Source organism: Vibrio sp. Vb2960, assembly GCF_033337665.1.
Taxonomy (GTDB): Bacteria; Pseudomonadota; Gammaproteobacteria; order Enterobacterales; family Vibrionaceae; genus Vibrio; species Vibrio alginolyticus.
Genome location: NZ_JAWORD010000012.1, coordinates 66795 through 86943, shown reverse-complemented (window position 1 = coordinate 86943; position 20149 = coordinate 66795). Strand labels below are relative to the sequence as shown.

Here is a 20149-nt window from a genome sequence, read left to right as displayed (position 1 = left end):
GGGAGCCTCGGCTCCCTTTTTACCTCTCGCAACTCAGCAATTCTCACTCTAGCGTTTTACGCCTGCTCAGACTCCACAATACGCTTAAGTGAATGCGGGTGCAATTTGATACAAATGCCTTGGTACTTAAACGCCACGGTTGGGTTTTTCAAGCGTTCGCCATCCCCTTTCGGGCTCGACAATTTGCTCTTTACACCCAGCTCTTGTAACTCATCAAAACGCGCGCCAAACGCTGGGTAAGTGTGTTTCAAATCAGCAAGAAACTCGTCTGCGGTTTCAGCATGAGATGGAATAACAAACTCCACATGTTCCCAGCTTTCATTTGGGTAGATTTTGCCTTCCGCAGGGTATGGCAGTTCCAGACACTCAATCTTCCAACCACGGCTTTCCAACGCTTTGTCGAATTCGATAACGATGATTGGACGACCGTTTATTTTCGCTTGTGAAATCACCTTACCGTATTGATTCCATGCTTCATGCGCGGCTTTTGCTGTTTCAGTATCATTAATTCGCAGCGCAATATGGTCAGCTTGAGCAAAGCTCAGATCCAGTTTTAACAGGGATGCAAGCTCTTCAATCTTCGCCATAAATGCATCCAGATCTTGGATCATCAATTCAGGCGCTAGGCGTTTTTCAACTAGTTGAGTCGTCATTGTGGCTCTCTTATGGGGCGATTTATCTCATTACTCTGAGCGCAATAGTAAACGCAAACTAAGCCACATTTCCATTCAATCGAAAAAGTATAAATTTCCCCAATTCCTCTCTGTATGAAAAGCAATAAAGTTGTTATCATTAGCCCCATTTTTGTGAACTCCAACAGAACTCGGCACTTATTTCGCCGAGTTCTTCGTCCTTGAATTGAAGGAAACGCGTGTGAATATCCAAGCACTTATTAATGACAAAGTATCTCAGGCTCTAGAAGCCGCTGGCGCACCTGCAGGCAGTCCTGCGGCAGTACGCCAATCAGCAAAGCCACAATTTGGTGACTACCAAGCAAACGGCGTAATGGGCGTTGCTAAAAAACTGGGTACTAACCCACGAGAATTTGCACAGAAAGTACTGGATGTTCTAGACCTAGATGGTATTGCGAGCAAGACAGAAATCGCTGGTCCTGGTTTCATCAACATTTTCCTAAGCGAAGAGTTCCTAGCAAAACAAGCGGAAGCAGCACTGGCTGACTCACGTCTTGGCGTTGCAGCAGACGAAGCTCAAACTATCGTTGCTGACTACTCTGCACCAAACGTAGCTAAAGAAATGCACGTTGGTCACCTACGTTCAACCATCATCGGTGATGCGGTGGTACGTACTCTTGAGTTCCTAGGTCACAAAGTGATCCGTGCGAACCACATCGGCGACTGGGGTACTCAGTTCGGTATGCTTATCGCAAACCTTGAACGTGTACAACAAGAGTCTGGCGAAGTTTCTATGGAGCTTGCGGACCTTGAAGGCTTCTACCGCGAATCGAAAAAGCTGTACGATGAAGATGAAGACTTCGCAGTAAAGGCGCGAAACTACGTTGTGAAACTGCAAAGCGGTGACGAGTACTGTGCAGAAATGTGGAAAAAACTCGTTGATGTAACCATGATCCAAAACCAGCGCAACTACGACCGTCTAAACGTGTCACTGACTCGTGACGACGTGATGGGCGAGAGCATGTACAACGACATGCTTCCTAAGATCGTTGCAGACCTAAAAGAACAAGGTCTTGCCGTTGAAGATGATGGCGCGCAAGTTGTATTCCTAGATGAATACAAGAACAAAGATGGCGAACCAATGGGCGTTATCGTTCAAAAACGCGATGGCGGTTTCCTATACACAACAACAGACATCGCATGTGCAAAATATCGTTATGAAGAGCTAAGCGCAGACCGTGTGCTTTACTTCATCGACTCACGTCAACACCAGCACCTAATGCAAGCTTGGACAATTGTTCGTAAGGCAGGCTACGTACCTGAGTCAGTATCTCTTGAGCACCACGCGTTCGGCATGATGCTTGGTAAAGATGGTAAGCCATTCAAGACTCGTGCGGGTGGTACCGTTCGCCTTGCCGACCTTCTAGATGAAGCAGAAGTTCGTGCAGCACAACTGATCGAATCTAAAAACCCTGAGCTAGATGCGGAAGAAAAAGAGAAGATCTCTAAAACAGTTGCAATGGCAGCGGTTAAATACTCTGACTTATCTAAACACCGTACGACTGACTACGTGTTCGATTGGGACAACATGTTAGCGTTTGAAGGTAACACAGCACCATACATGCAATATGCATACACTCGCGTAGCTTCTATTTTCGCTAAAGCTGGTGTTGCTATGGACGCTCTCCAAGGCGACATCAAAATCACTGATGAGAAAGAGAAAGCACTTATTGCTAAACTTATGCAGTTCGAAGAAGCGGTTCAATCTGTCGCTCGCGAAGGCCAACCGCACATCATGTGTAGCTACCTATTCGAACTAGCAGGTCAGTTCTCTAGTTTCTACGAAGCGTGCCCTATCCTAGTTGCTGAAGACGAAGCTGTGAAACAAAGCCGTCTGAAACTAGCTGCGCTAACAGCGAAGACCATCAAGCAAGGTCTGTCTCTACTAGGTATTGATACTCTAGAGCGTATGTAATCCGCTTTTACGTAGGTAGCTTAAGTAGCACAAGCTAAATGATGACAAAGGTTGACGTGAAAGCGTCAACCTTTTGTTTTATCTGGCGTATACTGATGTCATTCAATTCAAATCGGACAACATAATGAGTTTTGAACTGCACCCTCAACTGGCAAAAGACACCACCGTTATCGGCCACTTCCCACTGTGTGTGGCGCTTCTGCATAAAGACAATGCTGTGCCATGGGTTATCTTGGTACCAAAACGTGCAAACCTAAAAGAGCTTCACCACTTGCCAATGAAAGAACAGCAACAGTTTTTGCTAGAGTCTCAAGCGGTAAGCCAAGCACTGGAAGCAACATTCCGTCCAGACAAGTTAAACCTCGGTGCACTAGGTAACATGGTGCCGCAACTGCACATTCACCATATCGCTCGCTTCAAAGATGACATAGCATGGCCGGGACCGGTTTGGGGTAATACCAAAGGTGAATTCCGTACAGAAGAAGAGCAAAACGAATTGCTTGGTCGCATTAAAAATGTGCTGTCACTGAGCTCTATTTTCCAAAAAGCATAAGCACTGCTAGCGAAAATAATTCGCCTTTGAATACGGCTGAAATAGACAGAGAAAGATTAATACGTATTTGTAACAATCTTTCTCATTTTTCCGGGATTATCACTAAAATAAAACTTGTTTAGACTACCAGCTCAGTTAGAGAGGGTCATCATGAAACAAGTCTTCAACACATTCCGATACGTCAGCTGGATCGCCATTATCTGTTCTATGGCTGCTTCATTCTTGCTTTTTCTTATGGGTGCAGCAAAAACCTATTCGGCATTTGCGGTCTTCATTCTCAATCAAACACCTCCAGAAGCACTCGCACATTTAGATAAAGCAGACATCGCGATCGCTTATTTGATCAAGTCACTGGATACGTTTCTTGTCGCACTAGTTTTGTTCATCTTTGCTCACGGCATCTACACACTATTTATTTCCAACAAAGCTAAAGCGAAAACACAAGAGCAGTCGGTTTTGCATTGGATCAGAACCCCAAACATCGGCCATCTAAAAAACATTTTGGCTGAAGTCATCATCGTGATCTTGTTTGTGAAGTTCTTAGAGCTCGTGCTGATTAACTTCGACAGCTTAGATTGGACGATCTTAACATTACCTATTTCGATTTTAGTTTTAAGTCTTGGTTTAAAGTTCCTAGGGTTAGGCGCGACTAAACACTCTGAAGAACATTAATTTCGCTGTATTCACAAACAATAACCAGCAAAATAAAAGCCGCATCATTGCTGATGCGGCTTTGTCGTTTTTACGTGATAATTTTTAGGTGACTAATTTTGATAGTCGCTACATGGTGACTGTCAGAGACAAACCATCTTGTTTAGTCACTGAGTAGCGAACTCGAGTCACGTCATGAGCTTTATTGGTGTCAACTAGGCGGCTAATTTTGCCCTTCTTAATCCACACACTTAACATCGCGTCAGCACCATCTTCACTCATCCCAAACTGTTTAGCCAGAGCTGACTGGGAGACGGTTCCTTTGTCTGCAATGTATTGATAAAGCTCTTTTAAAATCATGCTATTTGCACCTCTAATGCACCGTTTTGTTTCTTACCAACTTGTTTGAACACACGGTATGTGCCAAAGAAGATAGCTACGATCACAGCCATCCAAATACCACTTGTTACTGGGCTATCTGCGAAATGCGTCAATTGGTTGTAGAACGTCGCACATAGGTAAGCCAAGCCCATTGTCCAAACCGCAATAAAGCGTGCGAACTTATGACCAAACTCACGTACGTAAGCCCCCATCGCCGCCACACAAGGTGTGTACAGTAGGATAAAGATTAGGTAAGCAAATGCGGCATTACCAGAAGCAAACTGCGATTTGATGTTACCGAAGATAGAAGCATCGACTTCTTGTTCTTCGGCAACGGCATTTGAGTCAGTTAAGTCACCCACTTCAATGCCTAGTGGATCTGAGTAGCTCAAACCGGCTAGGTTTTCAGGGATACTCATTACTGCCTCTTCTAGGCTGCCCATTAGATCAAATTCTGCGTCTTCACCGTCGCTTGGCGTAGTGTATAGACTGTTCAAAGTACCAACTACCGCCTCTTTTGCGAAGATACCAGTAATGATACCTACCGTCGCTGGCCAGTTGTCTTCTTGAACACCGATTGGTGAGAATACTGGAGTCACTACTTGCGCTGCTTTAGAAAGCACAGAGTTTTCGCTGTCTTCGTTACCAAAACTGCCATCAGTACCCAATGAGTTGAAGAAACTCAGAATAGCAACAACGATAACGATGGTTTTACCTGCACCAAGTACAAAGCGCTTTAGCTTTTGCCAAGTTTTGATCACCACGTTTTGTAGCGTCGGAAGTTCGTAATCAGGCATTTCCATTACTAGGCTGTCACTGCTACCTGGGTAAAGCGTGTGCTTAAGGAAAAGACCTGTGAAGATCGCTGCTACAATACCAAGTAGGTAAAGTGCGAATACAATGTTCTGACCAGAACCAGGGAAGAATGCTGCAGCGAATAGTGCGTATACAGGCAGACGAGCACCGCATGACATAAATGGCGCCATAGATGCAGCCAGTTTACGCTCACGTTCTTGGTCTAGAGTGCGAGTTGCCATGATTGACGGAACGTTACAGCCAAAACCAAGAACCAACGGTACAAATGCTTTGCCCGGTAGACCGATCTTCTGCATCACTTTATCTAGTACGAATGCTGCGCGAGCCATGTAACCTGAGCTCTCAAGTACCGCTAGGAACAGGTACAAACACGCGATAACCGGAATGAAGGTTGCAACCGTCTGGATACCACCACCGATACCATCAGCAAGAACCGTCACTAACCACACAGGCAAATGACCGTCTAACAAGTGGTGACCACCATCAACCAACAATGCGCCCACACCAATGTCAAAAAAGTCGATAAATGCACTACCGATGTTAATCGAGAACATAAACATCAGGTACATAACAACAAAGAAGAAAGGAATTCCAATCCACTTGTTCAAAATAAACTGGTCGAGTCTTTCAGTCACACTACGACTTAACTTGCCTTCGCTTCGGCGAACTTTTTTACACTGTTCATGCAGATGCGTGTACTTAGTATCCGCGACATGCAAATCGATATCCAAATCTAACGTCGTAATGACTTCCAATACTTTGCTTCTATCAATATCAGAAAGACTATTGAGCACCATTGTGTCTTTTTCAAGCGCACGAATCGCTAGTGCACGATGAGCGACGGTTTGGTCGTTAAAAAGTGCGGAAACCGTTTGAATTGCCGACTCCATCTTCTCACCGTAATGCAAAGACAATTCCTTAAGTGGCACTCCTTGAACGATGGATTTATGAAGCTTTTCTTTAAACTCTGCCACTTGAGTTTTATTGGTTGCAGATAAACTGACAACCGGACAACCTAACGTTTTCTCAAGCTCTGCAACGTTAATCATCTGACGTTCACGCTTTAGCGCATCCATCTTGTTGAGGACAACAATCATAGGGCGACCAAGTTCGCGAAGTTGCAGCGTCATATATAAGCTGCGCTCTAAACTTGTAGCATCCACCACGTTAATAATGAGATCAGCAGGATGAGTTAGAACCGCACGCGATGCGATGGATTCATCAATACTATTACTATCATTACCACTGTCTAATGAGTAAATACCCGGAAGGTCAGTGAGCAAAAACTCATCCCCAGCATGCTTGAATTGTCCCGTTTTCTTTTCAACCGTGACGCCTGCCCAGTTACCAACTTGCTGTTTTGCGCCAGTTAAACCATTAAATAGCGTCGTTTTACCACTATTAGGGTTACCTACGGTTAGCACTTGATATTGCATTACACTCGCTCCACTTCAATTTTCTGAGCAATTGTTTCTCGCAATGCGACAGACACACCACGGACTTCGACTTGTAAAGGATCGCCCATTGGCGCACGTCGAATCACTTTGACTTCTGTATTGGGAAGCAGCCCCATTACCATGAGTTTCTTTCTGATATCTGATGAAAGACCATCTAACAACCGAATCGTCACCGTATCGCCAGGATTAATCTCTGATAACTTCATAGTGGCCCTTAAGAGTATTGCTAATGAGAAATATTATTATTTAATAAGTTTAGGTTGCCAATATTACTCCCCTATACCCCTTCAATCCTTGTGTGAAATCAAAGATTCCGTAAATGTTTTCACGCTTTCAAACGTTAACTTCGTAAATTTCCTCTCGTTATTTACGTCAAAATTAACAATTAAAAATGACACCTAACGAAACAAAAATGTCACAAACCAAGATAGAAAACAAAAAATTCAAATTAAAACAATGGTTTAAGTAGAAAACCAAACATTGTCGCTTTTCTCATATAAACATGGCGTTATTTTTATAAGAAAAATAAGTAACCTCTCGTATAGTTACTCCATCGAGAGGGCAACCTCTCTAATAAATTCCAGAGGTGGCATGGCAACATGTCACTCCGGCAGCAAGCGAAGGTGTCCTTGACACCCGTGGTATAGTCCCCCCGGCTATACCACGATATTTTTTTCACCTCTTTCAAAACTTCTTTACCTTATTCATCTTTTCAACACAGTTTTCGTTTTCACGAATGTCGCATGCCATCACTCCCCCAAATGAACCACGCTCTTTTGATACAGCAATACAACTGTCATTTATTTGTTGCAACTATCAGTAAATCATTCTCTTGAAGCCATTTATGCTTATTGCTATGAACATCGCGACTAACAGATAGAACGTGATCGTGCTTACGTGTTGAGAATGGACTTGTAGGCTAGATGTGATGAAGAAACAATGAAACTTACTGCGTTAGCAACTGCAGCAATAATAGAGCACTGTATGCAGCTCCCCAGCATCTTAACTATTAACTAGGGAGCGTATAATGAAGGTTTTCTAGTTAATTTCTTGGCTTTCTTGAGTCAAAGCAAACTTGGAAGGGGGCAAACCAAAATGCAACTTAAACTTTTGGCTAAAGTAAGATGGATCATTAAAGCCACAGTTAAAGGCGACGTCACTGATTTTCTCACCCGCCAATAACTGTTCACACGCCGTTTCCAAACGAACCTCTGTGACATAGTCTTTTAACGTTCTTGACGAGGCAGATTTAAAACGTCTCTGCAAAGAGCGTTCAGACATATACAGCATTTTAGCGGCTGACGCAGTGCCAAATTCAGGATCATGGTAATGCTCTGCCACTAATTGATAGACTTTTTGCAACCACTCTTTCTCTGGTGTGACTTGATCTTCTGCAATAGTTACAGGATTGAGTTCTTGCTGCGGTTCATCCAGATAACTCCTTTCCTGCGCAGATGGCCATGTAATCTCGACTTTGTTTTGAGCATCAGAAGAGAAGACAGCCAAATAACCACCACTCGTTGTCACTAGTTGGGCAAGGTGGTCAATACTCAACTCAGAGTGATTTAAGTTAGATGGAAGCCCAGTCGCGACTTTATTAGGTAATTGCGTCCCGTAATCAAGAAAGCTCAATGACACAATATCATGCCCCTCTTCTAGCATAATTCTGACTGTTTGACCTCGGAAAGAGCGCTTGATGATATTGGCAAAAATGCTATTGAAAATAACATCAAGATTAAAACTTTCCAGAGCAACCCGGCTCTGCTTGCTCTCATCTTCTAGCTCTACCAAAATACCCGCTTTTGCAAAGTCATCTTGCCATACATCAACCACTGACTGAGTTATCTGACTCAAGTTGTAGTTCTGACTCCCACCACTTACATCACTTGGAACGCTTTTGAGTTCATTTAACTGCCAATTCGTTTTAGCCAAATGATCCTCCGTCGCAGTATCCAGAGGCATAGGTAGTTTCGCCACAATAAAGTCGACGCTTGATTTTATGGATAGAGCTACATGGTCTACGAGTAGGTTTCTAACTTGAATCTGTTTACGTAATTGCTGGTTGCTCGTAAGCAACACTCTACTCTGATGTCTTAACTGATTCGTTTTGAGAGTCACTTGAGCTGCTAGATCACGGTTAGCCTGTACAACGTAGCGAGAGCGCCAGAAAACAAGTAATGCGACGACCGCAATACTAGCTACGACAAAGCCTAAAATAGCAAATCGCGATAGATACCAAGGATGAAGGACGATAAAGTGAGATTCTAAACCAACGACTCCAGCGGCAACTTGAGACTCATTACTGACCTGCAAGTGATATTCACCGGAACTAAGGTGCTCGAGTGTCAGTTGGCCCCCCTCTAACGTTTGCCATGGGTCATCGTTGTTCAATCGATAGTACAAATTTTGACTGTCTGGTTTTGGCATCACACCGAATAAAAAACTCAGCGAAGATCCATATGGCAGTGTGAGCCCATTCAGATCGGCACTACCAACTTGCAGAACTTCATTTTCAAGCACAACTTGGCTAACAATAAACTTAGACTCTGGGGGATTAGATACAAGCAGCTTGGATGCTTCTGCTTTTACGAGTCCGTACTTCGACCCCAGAACAAGCTCTCGCTCACCAATTTCTGTCTGCTGTATAACGCTACAAATACCAGGGAGGAACTCATTGTTCATTAAGCCTGATGACGATGAGTAATGTTTCACTAACTCACCTGAAAGGTGGTAATAGCTTAAACCGACAGAGGAAGCTAACCATACACCTTGCCTGTCTCTGATCAAGCAAGCAGGTCTGGCGTTGGGCTCACTCATTTCAACAACACGTTTTTCATCGCTTCGTGTATCAGTTTTAAACACACCATAAGATGAAGCAAACCACTGGCTGCCATCAACCGCCGTGGTCATGTCTAATGATTCACCAAACTTTTCTGAAAAACGGATAAACTGGATGTTGTCATTACTGTATTGGTATACGCCATGATCGGTGCCTATTAATAGGGCGTCTTCAGTATCATATAGACGCGTAACCTTAGCTGGCAAATACTGACTTACTAGCCACTCACTTCCAAAGTTTCGTACGCTTCGTGCAGCAGTATCAACATTGTAAAGATGGTATCCGCTTGATACCCAAAGACGGTCATCACCATCAACGGTCACATGCTCTACGGCATGTCCGGCCATAACCTGTAAATAAGGAAATGTAATCTTGTTGAGACCATTTAGCTCAAATATTTCCAGCCCTTTTGAGGTCGCAAGCCAAAGCATGTCGTTTTGAAACGCAAATTCATTGATCTGCGACTCCAACTCTAAGACTTGGTTAATCCCACTCTTTCCTGAACGATAAATCTTTCGGTCATCAGCAAACCAAAGCGCACCATCAGGACCTTCAATAGTTTGCCGAATTCGTCCTGATAGGGTGTGTGAGTCATAACTACTAAAGGTCACTCGTTCAAATTTTTTACTAAATAGCGAGTAATAACGAATACCTTGGTTAGTCGCAATCCACATCCCTCCCATATTGTCGCTCAACAACGAATAAATCTTCGTGTTATCTAACTCTAACTCAAGAAAACTTGCAGGCGCGACTTCGGTGACCTCACCTGAAAAAAATGAGTACAAATAAAGACCATGCTCGGTCCCCACCCAATACTCTTGATTTGTCTCTGCGAATGTCAAAACATGTGAGCCGCCAATTCTAATCACTTCTTTATCAGGCTGGTAAATGTTGAAAATTAAAGCGCCACGCAATGTACCTATCAAAATTTCTCTTCGCGTGTGTGAATAATAGACTTTCTCAATGTAGTTTTGACCTGAGGCAGCGACATGGTCAAACTTATCACCTTCAGAAAGATAGAAGCCGGAAGTCGTTGCTAGTGCCCACTTCGTTTCAACTAGCACCGCATCATTAATGTAAACGTAGCTATTATTACTATGTTGATAGAGCTGCAATAGAGAGAAAGAGTTTAATTCGCTAGTGTCGATATTGTAGGTATAGAAATGCGCGCCATCACTCACCCAAATATAGTTCTTTGAAGACCCTATTTTTCTTATTTGTGAGCCTGGATTTAAACTAAAGACTAAACGTCGTTCCTGATTTGGATAGGTTCGATAGACCTCATTTTCAATAAAGGTCCAAAAAGCACCTTTATGATAAGCCAACTGCTTGGCCGACGTTTGTAGGAAGCTACCTGATTTAGGCAATATAGTTTGACCATCGTAAAACAGGACTCTCCCGTGTACGTCATGAATCCACAAACCGCCCTTTTCACCCAAGAACAACTTTTTAGCCGCGATAAAAGTACCCTTTGCCTGAGTTGGCAAAGGGTAAAAGATTGCATTTGCATTATGAAGCGCAAATGCTTGGTAGGATAAGACAAAGCCCAACAGAGCAAGGGCTAATTGGCGTAGCAAGACGAAAACCTTTTGTATCAGTTTGTGCTCTGAAAGTGACCGTTCATCGTTTGTAAAACATGGATTTATACGGTTATTTTGAGCTGATAATTATTGGTAATGATATCTCAATTACTTTCTGAGAAAAGGTTCGCCTTACCAAAGGTTGTAATTCTTACTACTGGATCACGTTAAAAAGACTACTCCTACATTACGACAGCACTTAATCTGACTTTTTGTTCAAGCATTGCTCAAAACTATTCGCCATATTGTTGAGAAAAGTAAAGTAACTGCCAGGTTTTGCTTCAATTGTACTCCCTAACGGGTCAAGCTCGCCTTTAGCGACATCACTGCCTCTCATTACGCTCTGAACGACAGCCGGGGTAAACTGAGGTTCAGAAAATACACAAGCCACATCTCCACCACTTAGCTTTTGACGAATTTGAATTAAGGTCTTCGCTCCTGGCTTGCGTTCTGGGCTCACAGTAAAATGCCCCATTTGATTTAGTTCATAGCGATCTTCGAAATAACCGTAAGCATCATGGAATACAAAGTAACCTTTGTTTTTTACTGGTGCCAGCTTCTGCTTTATCTGTTGGTCAGTGTCTTTTAGCTCGAGTTCAAACTTTTTGAGGTTCGCTTGATATTGAGCTGCATTTTTCGGATCAAGTGATACAAGTTGATTCACAACAGCCTTGGCCACTTGTTGTGCTTGGCTTACACCTAGCCAAAAGTGCGGATCATGTGAGCCATGATCGTGCCCATCATGGTCATGGTTGTGCTCACTATCAAATTCACGCAATTCTAGATTTGGAATTTGACTAATAGTCAAAGTATTCGATCTATCCGAAACAACTTTGTCTAGAAACGGTTCGAGATCATGTCCGTACCAGATAACCAAATCAGCCGAAGCGACCTTTTTAACATCCGATGGACGCAAAGCATAGTCATGGGGTGATGTGTTAGACTGCAATAGCACGTCTGGTGAAGTTACTCCTTGAGTAAGCTCTGTTACTAACAACTGAATAGGTTTGATACTCGTCAGTACCGTTACTGCCTGTGCTGGAAGTGTTAACATTGCTGAGGCAGCAAGAATTAATGCTCTTTTCATAGTTTTACTTGGGATATGGCGTGGAAAGTGAGATAATGTTACATTATAACATTATTGATTTGCAAATGAGTTTCATTCATGTCTTCCTTAGTCCATCTTGAGCAGTTATGCGTCGAGTTCGATGGCCGCAGAGTTCTCGATAACATTAGTATGGAATTAGAAAAGGGCAAAATAACTACCCTAATTGGTCCCAATGGAGCGGGAAAATCAACGTTAGTCAAAGTTATCTTAGGTCTTCAAAAGCCGACTAGCGGCAAGTTGAACCGACAAAGAAAACTGAAAATTGGTTACGTTCCTCAAAAGTTGAAGCTCAATGACTCCCTTCCATTGAATGTAACCCGCTTTCTAAATTTAGCAGGAAAATACAGTAAGCAGGAGTGCATTGATGCATTAAGGCTTGTTGGCGCTGAACATTTACTTAATAGTAATATGCATCGCTTATCCGGTGGTGAAAACCAACGAGTGTTACTGGCTCGTGCTCTGCTTCAACGTCCTCAGCTGTTGGTATTAGATGAACCAGCTCAGGGAGTGGATATCCAAGGTCAAATCGATCTCTATGACTTAATTGAGAGCATTCGTCACCGCTTTGATTGTGGCGTATTTATGGTATCGCATGACTTACATTTAGTGATGGCGAAAACGGACGATGTTATTTGTCTGCATCACCATGTTTGCTGCTCAGGTTCACCTGCCACTATTACTCAGCACCCTTCTTACATCGCACTATTTGGCAATGCAGCGAGAGAGTCTCTCGCGTTTTATCATCACGACCATGAGCACCATCATCACGATTTATCCGGAACGCCAGTAAGCGGTGATGCGACATCATGCTCCCACCATAAACACGGACATCACCATCATGATTGAGTTTCTCCTACCTTCTATTCTTGCTGGTATTGGTATCGCGATCATTGCCGGTCCACTTGGGTCATTTGTCGTTTGGCGTAAAATGGCTTACTTCGGAGATACCCTAGCTCATGCATCGTTAATGGGCTTAGCGCTGGGCTTCTTGCTCAACGTAAATCTCTACCTTGCGCTACTCGTCTGCTGTTTAGCTCTGGCCGTTTTGCTTGTCACTTTGCAAAAGCAACAACTTGTGGCTACAGACACGTTGTTAGGTATCTTGGCACACAGTGCACTCTCTATCGGTTTAGTATCGGTTAGCTTTTTGGAAAACGTGCGCGTCGATTTAATGAGCTACCTATTTGGGGACTTACTTGCCGTCTCTCCACAAGATCTGATGTTTATTTACGCAGGTGTTGTTGCGGTAAGCGCGTGTTTGTACGTCTTCTGGCGCCCACTGCTTTCTAGCACTGTTAGTGAAGAACTTGCCGCTGTTGAGGGCGTGAATACAGACTTAGTTCGATTGGTGTTAATGCTAATGGTGGGTGTAGTAATCGCAGTAGGTATGAAGTTCGTTGGCGCGTTGATCATGACTTCGCTCCTAATTATCCCAGCAGCAACAGCACGTAAAGTCTCTTCATCACCAGAGCAAATGGCATTGTTCGCATCTATTATTGGCTCAGTGGCAGTACTGATGGGGCTTAGCCTATCATGGCACTTCGATACACCGGCCGGCCCTTCTGTAGTGATCAGCGCAACATCCTTATTTATGCTGAGCCAGCTGATTAAAAGCAAAGCATAATCGCATTGAGCATTAAACGCGAAAGGCCTTGCTAACAACAAACATAAATCCACTGAAACGGAAAAAGAAAAGCCTGCGAAATCGCAGGCTTTTTAATACTTATTAAGTAGTGTGGTCGATTACCAACCCGTCACTTCACGTAGACCTTGGCCAATCTCTGCTAGAGATTTCACAGTTTTAACGCCAGCCGCTTCTAGTGCAGCAAATTTGTCTTCAGCAGTACCTTTACCACCAGAGATAATCGCACCAGCATGGCCCATACGCTTACCAGGAGGCGCAGTTACACCAGCAATGTAAGAAACCACTGGCTTCGTTACATTTTCTTTAATGTACGCTGCTGCTTCTTCTTCTGCAGTACCACCGATCTCACCGATCATAACGATCGCTTCTGTCTCAGGGTCTTCTTGGAACAGTTTTAGGATATCAATGAAGTTTGAACCCGGGATTGGGTCACCACCGATACCAACACAAGTAGACTGGCCGAAACCTTCGTCAGTGGTTTGTTTAACTGCTTCGTAAGTTAGAGTACCGCTACGAGATACAATACCTACTTTGCCTTTCTTGTGGATGTGACCAGGCATGATACCGATCTTACACTCATCAGGAGTGATAACGCCCGGACAGTTAGGACCAATCATGCGAACGCCAGTTTCTTCTAGCTTCACTTTTACGTCGATCATATCTGTAGTAGGGATACCTTCAGTAATCGTTACGATTAGCTCGATACCCGCGTCAATCGCTTCTAGGATTGCATCTTTACAGAAAGGTGCTGGTACGTAGATGACTGTCGCTGTTGCGCCAGTCGCTTCTACTGCTTCACGAACTGTGTTGAATACAGGAAGACCTAGGTGAGTTTGGCCACCTTTACCTGGAGACACTCCGCCAACCATTTGCGTACCGTATGCGATAGCTTGCTCTGAGTGGAAAGTACCTTGACCACCAGTGAACCCCTGACAGATTACTTTAGTGTCTTTGTTAATTAATACAGACATTATTTAGCCTCCGCAGCAGCAACAACTTTCTGAGCAGCATCAGTTAGCGACTCAGCAGCAATGATATCAACATCAGAATTAGCAAGAACTTCGCGACCTAGGTCAGCGTTAGTACCTTCAAGACGAACAACAACAGGTACGCTTACGCCTACCTCTTTAACCGCACCGATAATACCTTCTGCGATCATGTCACAACGTACAATACCACCGAAGATGTTAACAAGTACCGCTTTCACATTGTCATCAGATAGGATGATCTTGAATGCTTCAGCAACACGCTCTTTCGTCGCGCCGCCACCTACATCTAAGAAGTTAGCTGGTTTGCCGCCGTGTAGGTTTACGATATCCATCGTACCCATTGCTAGGCCTGCACCGTTAACCATACAGCCAACGTTACCGTCTAGCGCTACGTAGTTCAGCTCCCACTGAGCTGCGTGTGCTTCACGCTCATCTTCTTGTGAAGGATCGTGCATTTCACGAAGCTTAGGCTGACGGTACAGTGCGTTTGAGTCGATGTTGATCTTACCGTCAAGACATAGCAAATTGCCTTCGCCAGTAATCACAAGTGGGTTGATCTCTAGCAGAGCAAGGTCGTACTGAGAGAACATAGTGCCAAGACCCATAAAGATCTTAACGAATTGTTTGATTTGGTCGCCTTCAAGACCAAGTTTGAACGCTAGCTCGCGACCTTGGTAAGCTTGTGGACCTACTAGTGGGTCAATTGCTGCTTTGTGAATAAGTTCCGGCGTTTCTTCCGCAACTTTTTCAATTTCCACGCCACCCTCGGTAGAAGCCATGAAAACGATCTTACGGCTAGCACGGTCAACTACCGCACCTAGGTATAGTTCGTTCGCAATATTTGAAGCTTCTTCAACAAGGATTTTTGTTACTGGCTGACCGTTAGCGTCGGTTTGATAAGTCACTAGGTTTTTACCTAACCACTTCTGTGCAAACTCTTTAACGCCTTCTTTTGTATCGTGTAGCTCTACGCCACCCGCTTTACCACGGCCACCAGCGTGAACCTGACATTTAACTACTTTCTTGGCTGTACTGATACGGCCTGCGGCTTCAAAAGCTTCTTGTGGTGTATCACACGCGTAGCCTTCTGGCACAGGCAAACCGAATTCTGCAAACAGCTGTTTGGCTTGGTATTCATGCAAATTCATTTCGATATTCCGTTTGTTTTTCCCTTAAGGGATTTATTATTTCCATAACGCTGCAGTCTTGGCTGCTTGTACGTCTGTAGGGTCTTCTCAAATCAATCCTTCATCATGAGTTCTCATACTGAAGGATTCAAATGAAGGCCAAACGTTGAGCTAGTCTAGCCATTGAAATTTTTAACGTCTAGCTACCTACGATAACTAGACGTTTTAGCGATATTAAACGTCTAATAGGAGACGTGCTGGGTCCTCTAGTAACTCTTTAATCGTTACTAGGAAACCAACTGATTCACGACCATCAATTAGGCGGTGATCGTAAGATAACGCTAGGTACATCATCGGCAAGATTTCAACTTTGCCATCCACTGCCATCGGACGCTCTTGGATCTTATGCATACCAAGAATCGCTGATTGAGGTGGGTTGATGATTGGTGTAGACATCAGTGAACCGAACACACCACCGTTTGTGATAGTGAAGTTACCGCCCATTAGCTCGTCTACCGTTAGCTTGCCATCACGACCTTTAATAGCCAGCTCTTTGATGCCTTTTTCAACATCAGCGAAACCAAGCTTGTCACAGTCTTTTAGGACAGGTGTAACTAGACCACGTGGCGTTGATACCGCCATGCTAATGTCGAAGTAGTTGTGGTAAACAATGTCATCGCCATCAATCGAAGCATTTACTTCTGGGTAACGCTTAAGCGCTTCTGTTACTGCTTTCACGTAGAAAGACATGAAGCCCAAACGAATACCGTGACGCTCTTCGAACTGATCTTTGTACTGCTTACGAAGGTCCATGATTGGTTTCATGTTCACTTCGTTAAATGTCGTTAGCATTGCCGTGTTGTTCTTCGCTTCTAGCAAACGGTTAGCAACTGTCTTACGAAGGCGAGTCATTGGAACACGTTTCTGACTGCGAGCCGCTGCCGGCACGTCAACCACTGCTGGCGAGTCTTCTTTTGACGCAGATTTAGCGTTCGCAAGATGCGCTTCAATATCTTCGCGCGTAATACGACCACCAACACCAGTGCCTTTCACTTGGCTTGCTTCTAAGCCATGTTCAGCCAATAAACGGCGCACTGCTGGGCTTAGTGCGTCATTACTTTCTTCGCTAAGCGCAGCTTTGTGACGCTTATCAGGAGATGCTTCAGTACCTTCTGTTTTGTCTGCAGTTGGTTCACCTGCAACTGCGCCTGGCTTCAATTTAGCAATGATTTGTTTAGAAAGTACTGTCGCACCTTCTGCTTCAACAATAGCTTCTAAAACGCCAGCTTCCGGAGCTGGAACTTCTAGCACAACTTTATCTGTTTCGATGTCAACCAAAACCTCGTCACGCTCTACTGCGTCGCCTGGTTGTTTGTGCCATGTCGCTACGGTTGCATCAGCAACTGATTCAGGTAAATCTGGAACCAGAATTTCAATTGTCATATCTGTTTCTTCCTTTAACTTCTAATTCTTAATTCGAAGTTTTTGAGTTCACGTTCAGAGCGTCTTCAACCAACGCTTTTTGTTGTTTCAAGTGCACCGACATGTAGCCAACTGCTGGCGAAGCAGAAGCTGGGCGACCTGCGTATTTAAGATTTGCACCTGCAGGAATAGCGGCACGGAAGTTATGTTGGCTACAGTACCAAGCACCTTGGTTCTGAGGTTCTTCCTGACACCACACGAAGTCTTCAACGTTAGTGTATTGAGCAATTGCTGCTTGTACTTCTTCCATTGGGAATGGGTAAAGCTGTTCAATACGCACGATAGCAACATCGTCTTGCTCGTTGTTACGGCGCTGCTCTAGTAGGTCAAAGTAAACCTTACCAGCACAGAACACGACACGTTTCACTTTGCTTGGTTCTAAATCATCTACTTCTGGAATTGCAGATTGGAATGTACCATCCGCCAAGTCTTCAATCGTTGAAGTACATAGAGGGTGGCGCAGCAAAGATTTCGGCGACATAACAATGAGAGGTCGACGCATTGGGCGTACAACCTGACGACGAATCATGTGGTACACCTGAGCCGGTGTTGAAGGAACCACAACCTGCATATTTTGCTCAGCACAAAGCTGAAGGTAACGCTCTAAACGTGCAGATGAGTGCTCAGGACCTTGACCTTCATAACCATGAGGTAGAAGCATAGTAAGACCGCACAAACGCGCCCACTTTTGCTCGCCTGACGAGATAAACTGGTCGATAACAACTTGTGCACCGTTGGCAAAATCACCAAACTGTGCTTCCCAGATAGTTAAACCACCTGGTTCGGCTGTTGCGTAACCGTATTCAAACGCCAACACAGCTTCTTCTGACAATACTGAGTCAAAGACTTGGAATGGCCCTTGGTTGTCATGAATATTCGCTAATGGAATGTAAGTGCTTGCATCGGTTTGGTTATGAAGAACCGAGTGACGGTGGAAGAAAGTACCACGACCCGAGTCCTGACCAGAAAGACGAATACGCTTGCCATCGTCAACCAATGTAGCATACGCCAATGTTTCAGCCATACCCCAGTCAATCGCTTTTTCACCGGTCATCATTGCTAGACGATCGTTGTATAGCTTATTAACACGGCTTTGCAGTTTATGGCTTTCTGGGTACTGACACAGACGATTGCCTAGCTCAATAAGGCGTGTCTTGTCGTATTTTGAATCCCACTCCATATCCCATTCGTGCCCTAAGTAAGGGGACCAGTCTACAGAGTGCAACGCCATTGGACGCCATTCTTTAACAACCACTTCACCGCGATCTAATGCATCGCGATACTCATTGACTAACTGAGTCGCCGTCTCGATATCTGACTCATTTTTATCGATCAGAACATCTGCATACAATTTGCGTGGTGTAGGATGCTTTTTGATTTTCTGGTACATCAAAGGCTGAGTCGCATTTGGCTCATCCGCCTCATTGTGACCGTGACGACGGTAACATACAAGATCGATCACGACATCGCGCTTGAACTCGTTACGGTAATCCAATGCAATGCGAGTAACAAAAGCAACTGCTTCAGGGTCATCTGCATTTACATGGAAAATTGGCGCCTGCACCATCTTCGCGATGTCGGTACAGTACATCGTAGAACGCGTGTCACGAGGATTAGACGTCGTAAAGCCTACTTGGTTGTTGATGACGATACGTACAGTACCACCAACTTGGAACCCACGAGCAAGAGACATGTTGAAAGTTTCGGCAACCACACCCTGACCAGCGATTGCTGAATCACCGTGGATGGTGATAGGAAGCACTTTGCTACCTTGATTATCACCTAAGCGGTCTTGACGTGCTCGAACTGAGCCCATGACTACCGGGTTTACGATTTCTAGGTGCGATGGGTTAAATGCAAGTGCTAAGTGAACATCACCGCCTGGAGTCGCAAAATCAGCAGAGAAACCTTGGTGATATTTCACATCACCCGTACCCCAAGTTTCGTCGTGTTTACCGGCGAACTCATCAAACAGGTCTTGAGGTTTCTTACCAAGTACGTTCACCAGCATGTTCAAACGACCGCGGTGAGCCATACCGATAACCACTTCACGCATTCCACTTGTACCCGCATGACGGATCAACTCTTTCGTCATCGGAATCAGCGCATCACCACCTTCTAAAGAGAAACGTTTTGCACCTGGGAATTTCGCCCCGAGGTAACGCTCCAAACCTTCAGCGGCTGTTAGCTCTTCTAGGAATGTGCGCTTCTCATCTTTGTTGAATGATGGCTGGCCTACGACAGACTCAAGGCGTTGCTGAATCCAACGCTTTTGCTCTGTGTCAGTCATGTGCATGTATTCAGCACCGATGGAACCGCAATAAGTTTTGTTGAGGGCTTCATAGATATCTTTCAACTTCATGGTTTCTTGCCCAACAGCAAAAGAACCTACGTTGAAAGTTTCTTCGAAGTCATCTTCGGTAAGATTATGAAAAGCAGGGTCTAACTCCGCCACGGTTGGGCGTTGCCATAGACCTAGTGGGTCTAATTCTGCAGCTTCATGCCCGCGGAAACGGTATGCGTTGATTAGCTGTAGAACTTTTACTTGTTTTGCATCGACATCTGGGTCACTAACTTGGACATTGTAATGCTTTGTTTCTCTAGCGAGTCGTCGGAAGTAGTCACGGACACGTGAATGTGGTTGTTCTGCCACTTCTTCTGATGGCTTAGGCAAGCCTTCAAAAACACGTTTCCACTCCTCACTTACCAGATCGGGATCACTTAGATACAGTTCGTAGAGGTCCTCTACATACGTTGCATTGGCGCCAGCCAAGTGTGAAGACTCGAGCCATGCCTTCATCACGCCGTTGTGCATATTTTCCCTTAACCAGTAGTTTTCACGTTTGCTTCGGTCTTTGCCGAGCTATAAGAGCCGACTAAAAATACGGTCGGCAATTTTTGTATTCTTTACTCG

General features: G+C 44.5%; 15 protein-coding genes. 5 read left to right on the top strand and 10 right to left on the bottom strand.

Going from position 1 to position 20149, the window contains the following annotated elements; genetic code table 11:
• Positions 1 to 56: 56 nt before the first annotated feature.
• Positions 57 to 653 carry a VOC family protein gene (locus R7O03_RS12180; protein WP_318131726.1) on the bottom strand — a complete coding sequence of 199 codons (597 nt, stop codon included), beginning with the start codon at positions 651 to 653 and terminating at the stop codon, positions 57 to 59.
• Positions 654 to 873: 220 nt separating this feature from the next.
• Here R7O03_RS12180 and argS point away from each other — a divergent pair, with 220 nt between their 5' ends.
• From argS to R7O03_RS12165, 3 genes are all read left to right on the top strand, one after another.
• Entirely contained in the window at positions 874 to 2607 is a 1734-nt protein-coding gene (gene argS, locus R7O03_RS12175) for an arginine--tRNA ligase (protein WP_005388349.1), read from the top strand.
• 124 nt (positions 2608 to 2731) lie between these two features.
• Positions 2732 to 3160: an HIT family protein gene (locus R7O03_RS12170; RefSeq protein WP_039841466.1), complete on the top strand. Its 429-nt coding sequence runs from the start codon at positions 2732 to 2734 to the stop codon at positions 3158 to 3160.
• A gap of 150 nt (positions 3161 to 3310) precedes the next feature.
• On the top strand, positions 3311 to 3832 hold the full coding sequence (locus R7O03_RS12165; RefSeq protein WP_042523163.1) for a YqhA family protein: 522 nt from the start codon (positions 3311 to 3313) through the stop codon (positions 3830 to 3832).
• 108 nt (positions 3833 to 3940) lie between these two features.
• Here R7O03_RS12165 and R7O03_RS12160 read toward each other — a convergent pair whose 3' ends face one another.
• The 5 genes from R7O03_RS12160 to znuA all read right to left on the bottom strand — a co-directional run bounded on the left by R7O03_RS12160 (position 3941) and on the right by znuA (position 11971).
• Positions 3941 to 4171 carry a FeoC-like transcriptional regulator gene (locus tag R7O03_RS12160; protein WP_318123718.1) on the bottom strand — a complete coding sequence of 77 codons (231 nt, stop codon included), beginning with the start codon at positions 4169 to 4171 and terminating at the stop codon, positions 3941 to 3943.
• Positions 4168 to 6444, bottom strand: coding sequence for a Fe(2+) transporter permease subunit FeoB (gene feoB / locus R7O03_RS12155; RefSeq protein WP_318131725.1), 2277 nt, complete (start codon positions 6442 to 6444; stop codon positions 4168 to 4170). The genes R7O03_RS12160 and feoB overlap by 4 nt, the downstream gene beginning before the upstream one ends.
• Complete coding sequence (locus R7O03_RS12150; protein ID WP_005382190.1) at positions 6444 to 6671, bottom strand: FeoA family protein; 228 nt, start codon at positions 6669 to 6671, stop codon at positions 6444 to 6446. Before R7O03_RS12150 ends, feoB begins: the two co-directional genes overlap by 1 nt.
• A gap of 832 nt (positions 6672 to 7503) precedes the next feature.
• Positions 7504 to 10881, bottom strand: a complete 3378-nt coding sequence (locus tag R7O03_RS12145; RefSeq protein WP_239932265.1) for an AraC family transcriptional regulator — start codon at positions 10879 to 10881, stop codon at positions 7504 to 7506.
• A 202-nt stretch (positions 10882 to 11083) separates the two neighbouring features.
• On the bottom strand, positions 11084 to 11971 hold the full coding sequence (znuA, locus tag R7O03_RS12140) for a zinc ABC transporter substrate-binding protein ZnuA (protein WP_318131724.1): 888 nt from the start codon (positions 11969 to 11971) through the stop codon (positions 11084 to 11086).
• A gap of 78 nt (positions 11972 to 12049) precedes the next feature.
• On the opposite strand from znuA, the gene znuC reads away from it, so the two are divergent.
• Complete coding sequence (gene znuC / locus R7O03_RS12135; protein ID WP_005382185.1) at positions 12050 to 12838, top strand: zinc ABC transporter ATP-binding protein ZnuC; 789 nt, start codon at positions 12050 to 12052, stop codon at positions 12836 to 12838.
• On the top strand, positions 12831 to 13616 hold the full coding sequence (gene znuB / locus R7O03_RS12130; protein WP_005382183.1) for a zinc ABC transporter permease subunit ZnuB: 786 nt from the start codon (positions 12831 to 12833) through the stop codon (positions 13614 to 13616). The genes znuC and znuB overlap by 8 nt, the downstream gene beginning before the upstream one ends.
• A 119-nt stretch (positions 13617 to 13735) precedes the next feature.
• Here znuB and sucD read toward each other — a convergent pair whose 3' ends face one another.
• From sucD to sucA, 4 genes are all read right to left on the bottom strand, one after another.
• On the bottom strand, positions 13736 to 14608 hold the full coding sequence (sucD, locus tag R7O03_RS12125; RefSeq protein WP_005382181.1) for a succinate--CoA ligase subunit alpha: 873 nt from the start codon (positions 14606 to 14608) through the stop codon (positions 13736 to 13738).
• Positions 14608 to 15774 carry an ADP-forming succinate--CoA ligase subunit beta gene (gene sucC / locus R7O03_RS12120; protein ID WP_005382179.1) on the bottom strand — a complete coding sequence of 389 codons (1167 nt, stop codon included), beginning with the start codon at positions 15772 to 15774 and terminating at the stop codon, positions 14608 to 14610. The genes sucD and sucC overlap by 1 nt, the downstream gene beginning before the upstream one ends.
• Before the next feature lie 213 nt (positions 15775 to 15987).
• A complete protein-coding gene (odhB, locus tag R7O03_RS12115; protein WP_005382177.1) occupies positions 15988 to 17196 on the bottom strand; it encodes a 2-oxoglutarate dehydrogenase complex dihydrolipoyllysine-residue succinyltransferase in 1209 nt (402 codons plus the stop codon).
• A 28-nt stretch (positions 17197 to 17224) separates the two neighbouring features.
• Positions 17225 to 20050 carry a 2-oxoglutarate dehydrogenase E1 component gene (gene sucA, locus R7O03_RS12110; RefSeq protein WP_005382176.1) on the bottom strand — a complete coding sequence of 942 codons (2826 nt, stop codon included), beginning with the start codon at positions 20048 to 20050 and terminating at the stop codon, positions 17225 to 17227.
• Positions 20051 to 20149: the final 99 nt, after the last annotated feature.

Excerpts from the sequence above, each read along its gene's own strand:
- R7O03_RS12180 (WP_318131726.1), bottom strand. The coding sequence starts at position 653 with ATGACGACTCAACTAGTTGAAAAACGCCTAGCGCCTGAATTGATGATC.
- R7O03_RS12170 (WP_039841466.1), top strand. The coding sequence starts at position 2,732 with ATGAGTTTTGAACTGCACCCTCAACTGGCAAAAGACACCACCGTTATC.
- R7O03_RS12165 (WP_042523163.1), top strand. The coding sequence starts at position 3,311 with ATGAAACAAGTCTTCAACACATTCCGATACGTCAGCTGGATCGCCATT.
- R7O03_RS12160 (WP_318123718.1), bottom strand. The coding sequence starts at position 4,171 with ATGATTTTAAAAGAGCTTTATCAATACATTGCAGACAAAGGAACCGTC.
- feoB (WP_318131725.1), bottom strand. The coding sequence starts at position 6,444 with ATGCAATATCAAGTGCTAACCGTAGGTAACCCTAATAGTGGTAAAACG.
- R7O03_RS12150 (WP_005382190.1), bottom strand. The coding sequence starts at position 6,671 with ATGAAGTTATCAGAGATTAATCCTGGCGATACGGTGACGATTCGGTTG.
- znuA (WP_318131724.1), bottom strand. The coding sequence starts at position 11,971 with ATGAAAAGAGCATTAATTCTTGCTGCCTCAGCAATGTTAACACTTCCA.
- znuC (WP_005382185.1), top strand. The coding sequence starts at position 12,050 with ATGTCTTCCTTAGTCCATCTTGAGCAGTTATGCGTCGAGTTCGATGGC.
- znuB (WP_005382183.1), top strand. The coding sequence starts at position 12,831 with ATGATTGAGTTTCTCCTACCTTCTATTCTTGCTGGTATTGGTATCGCG.
- sucD (WP_005382181.1), bottom strand. The coding sequence starts at position 14,608 with ATGTCTGTATTAATTAACAAAGACACTAAAGTAATCTGTCAGGGGTTC.
- sucC (WP_005382179.1), bottom strand. The coding sequence starts at position 15,774 with ATGAATTTGCATGAATACCAAGCCAAACAGCTGTTTGCAGAATTCGGT.
- odhB (WP_005382177.1), bottom strand. The coding sequence starts at position 17,196 with ATGACAATTGAAATTCTGGTTCCAGATTTACCTGAATCAGTTGCTGAT.
- sucA (WP_005382176.1), bottom strand. The coding sequence starts at position 20,050 with ATGCACAACGGCGTGATGAAGGCATGGCTCGAGTCTTCACACTTGGCT.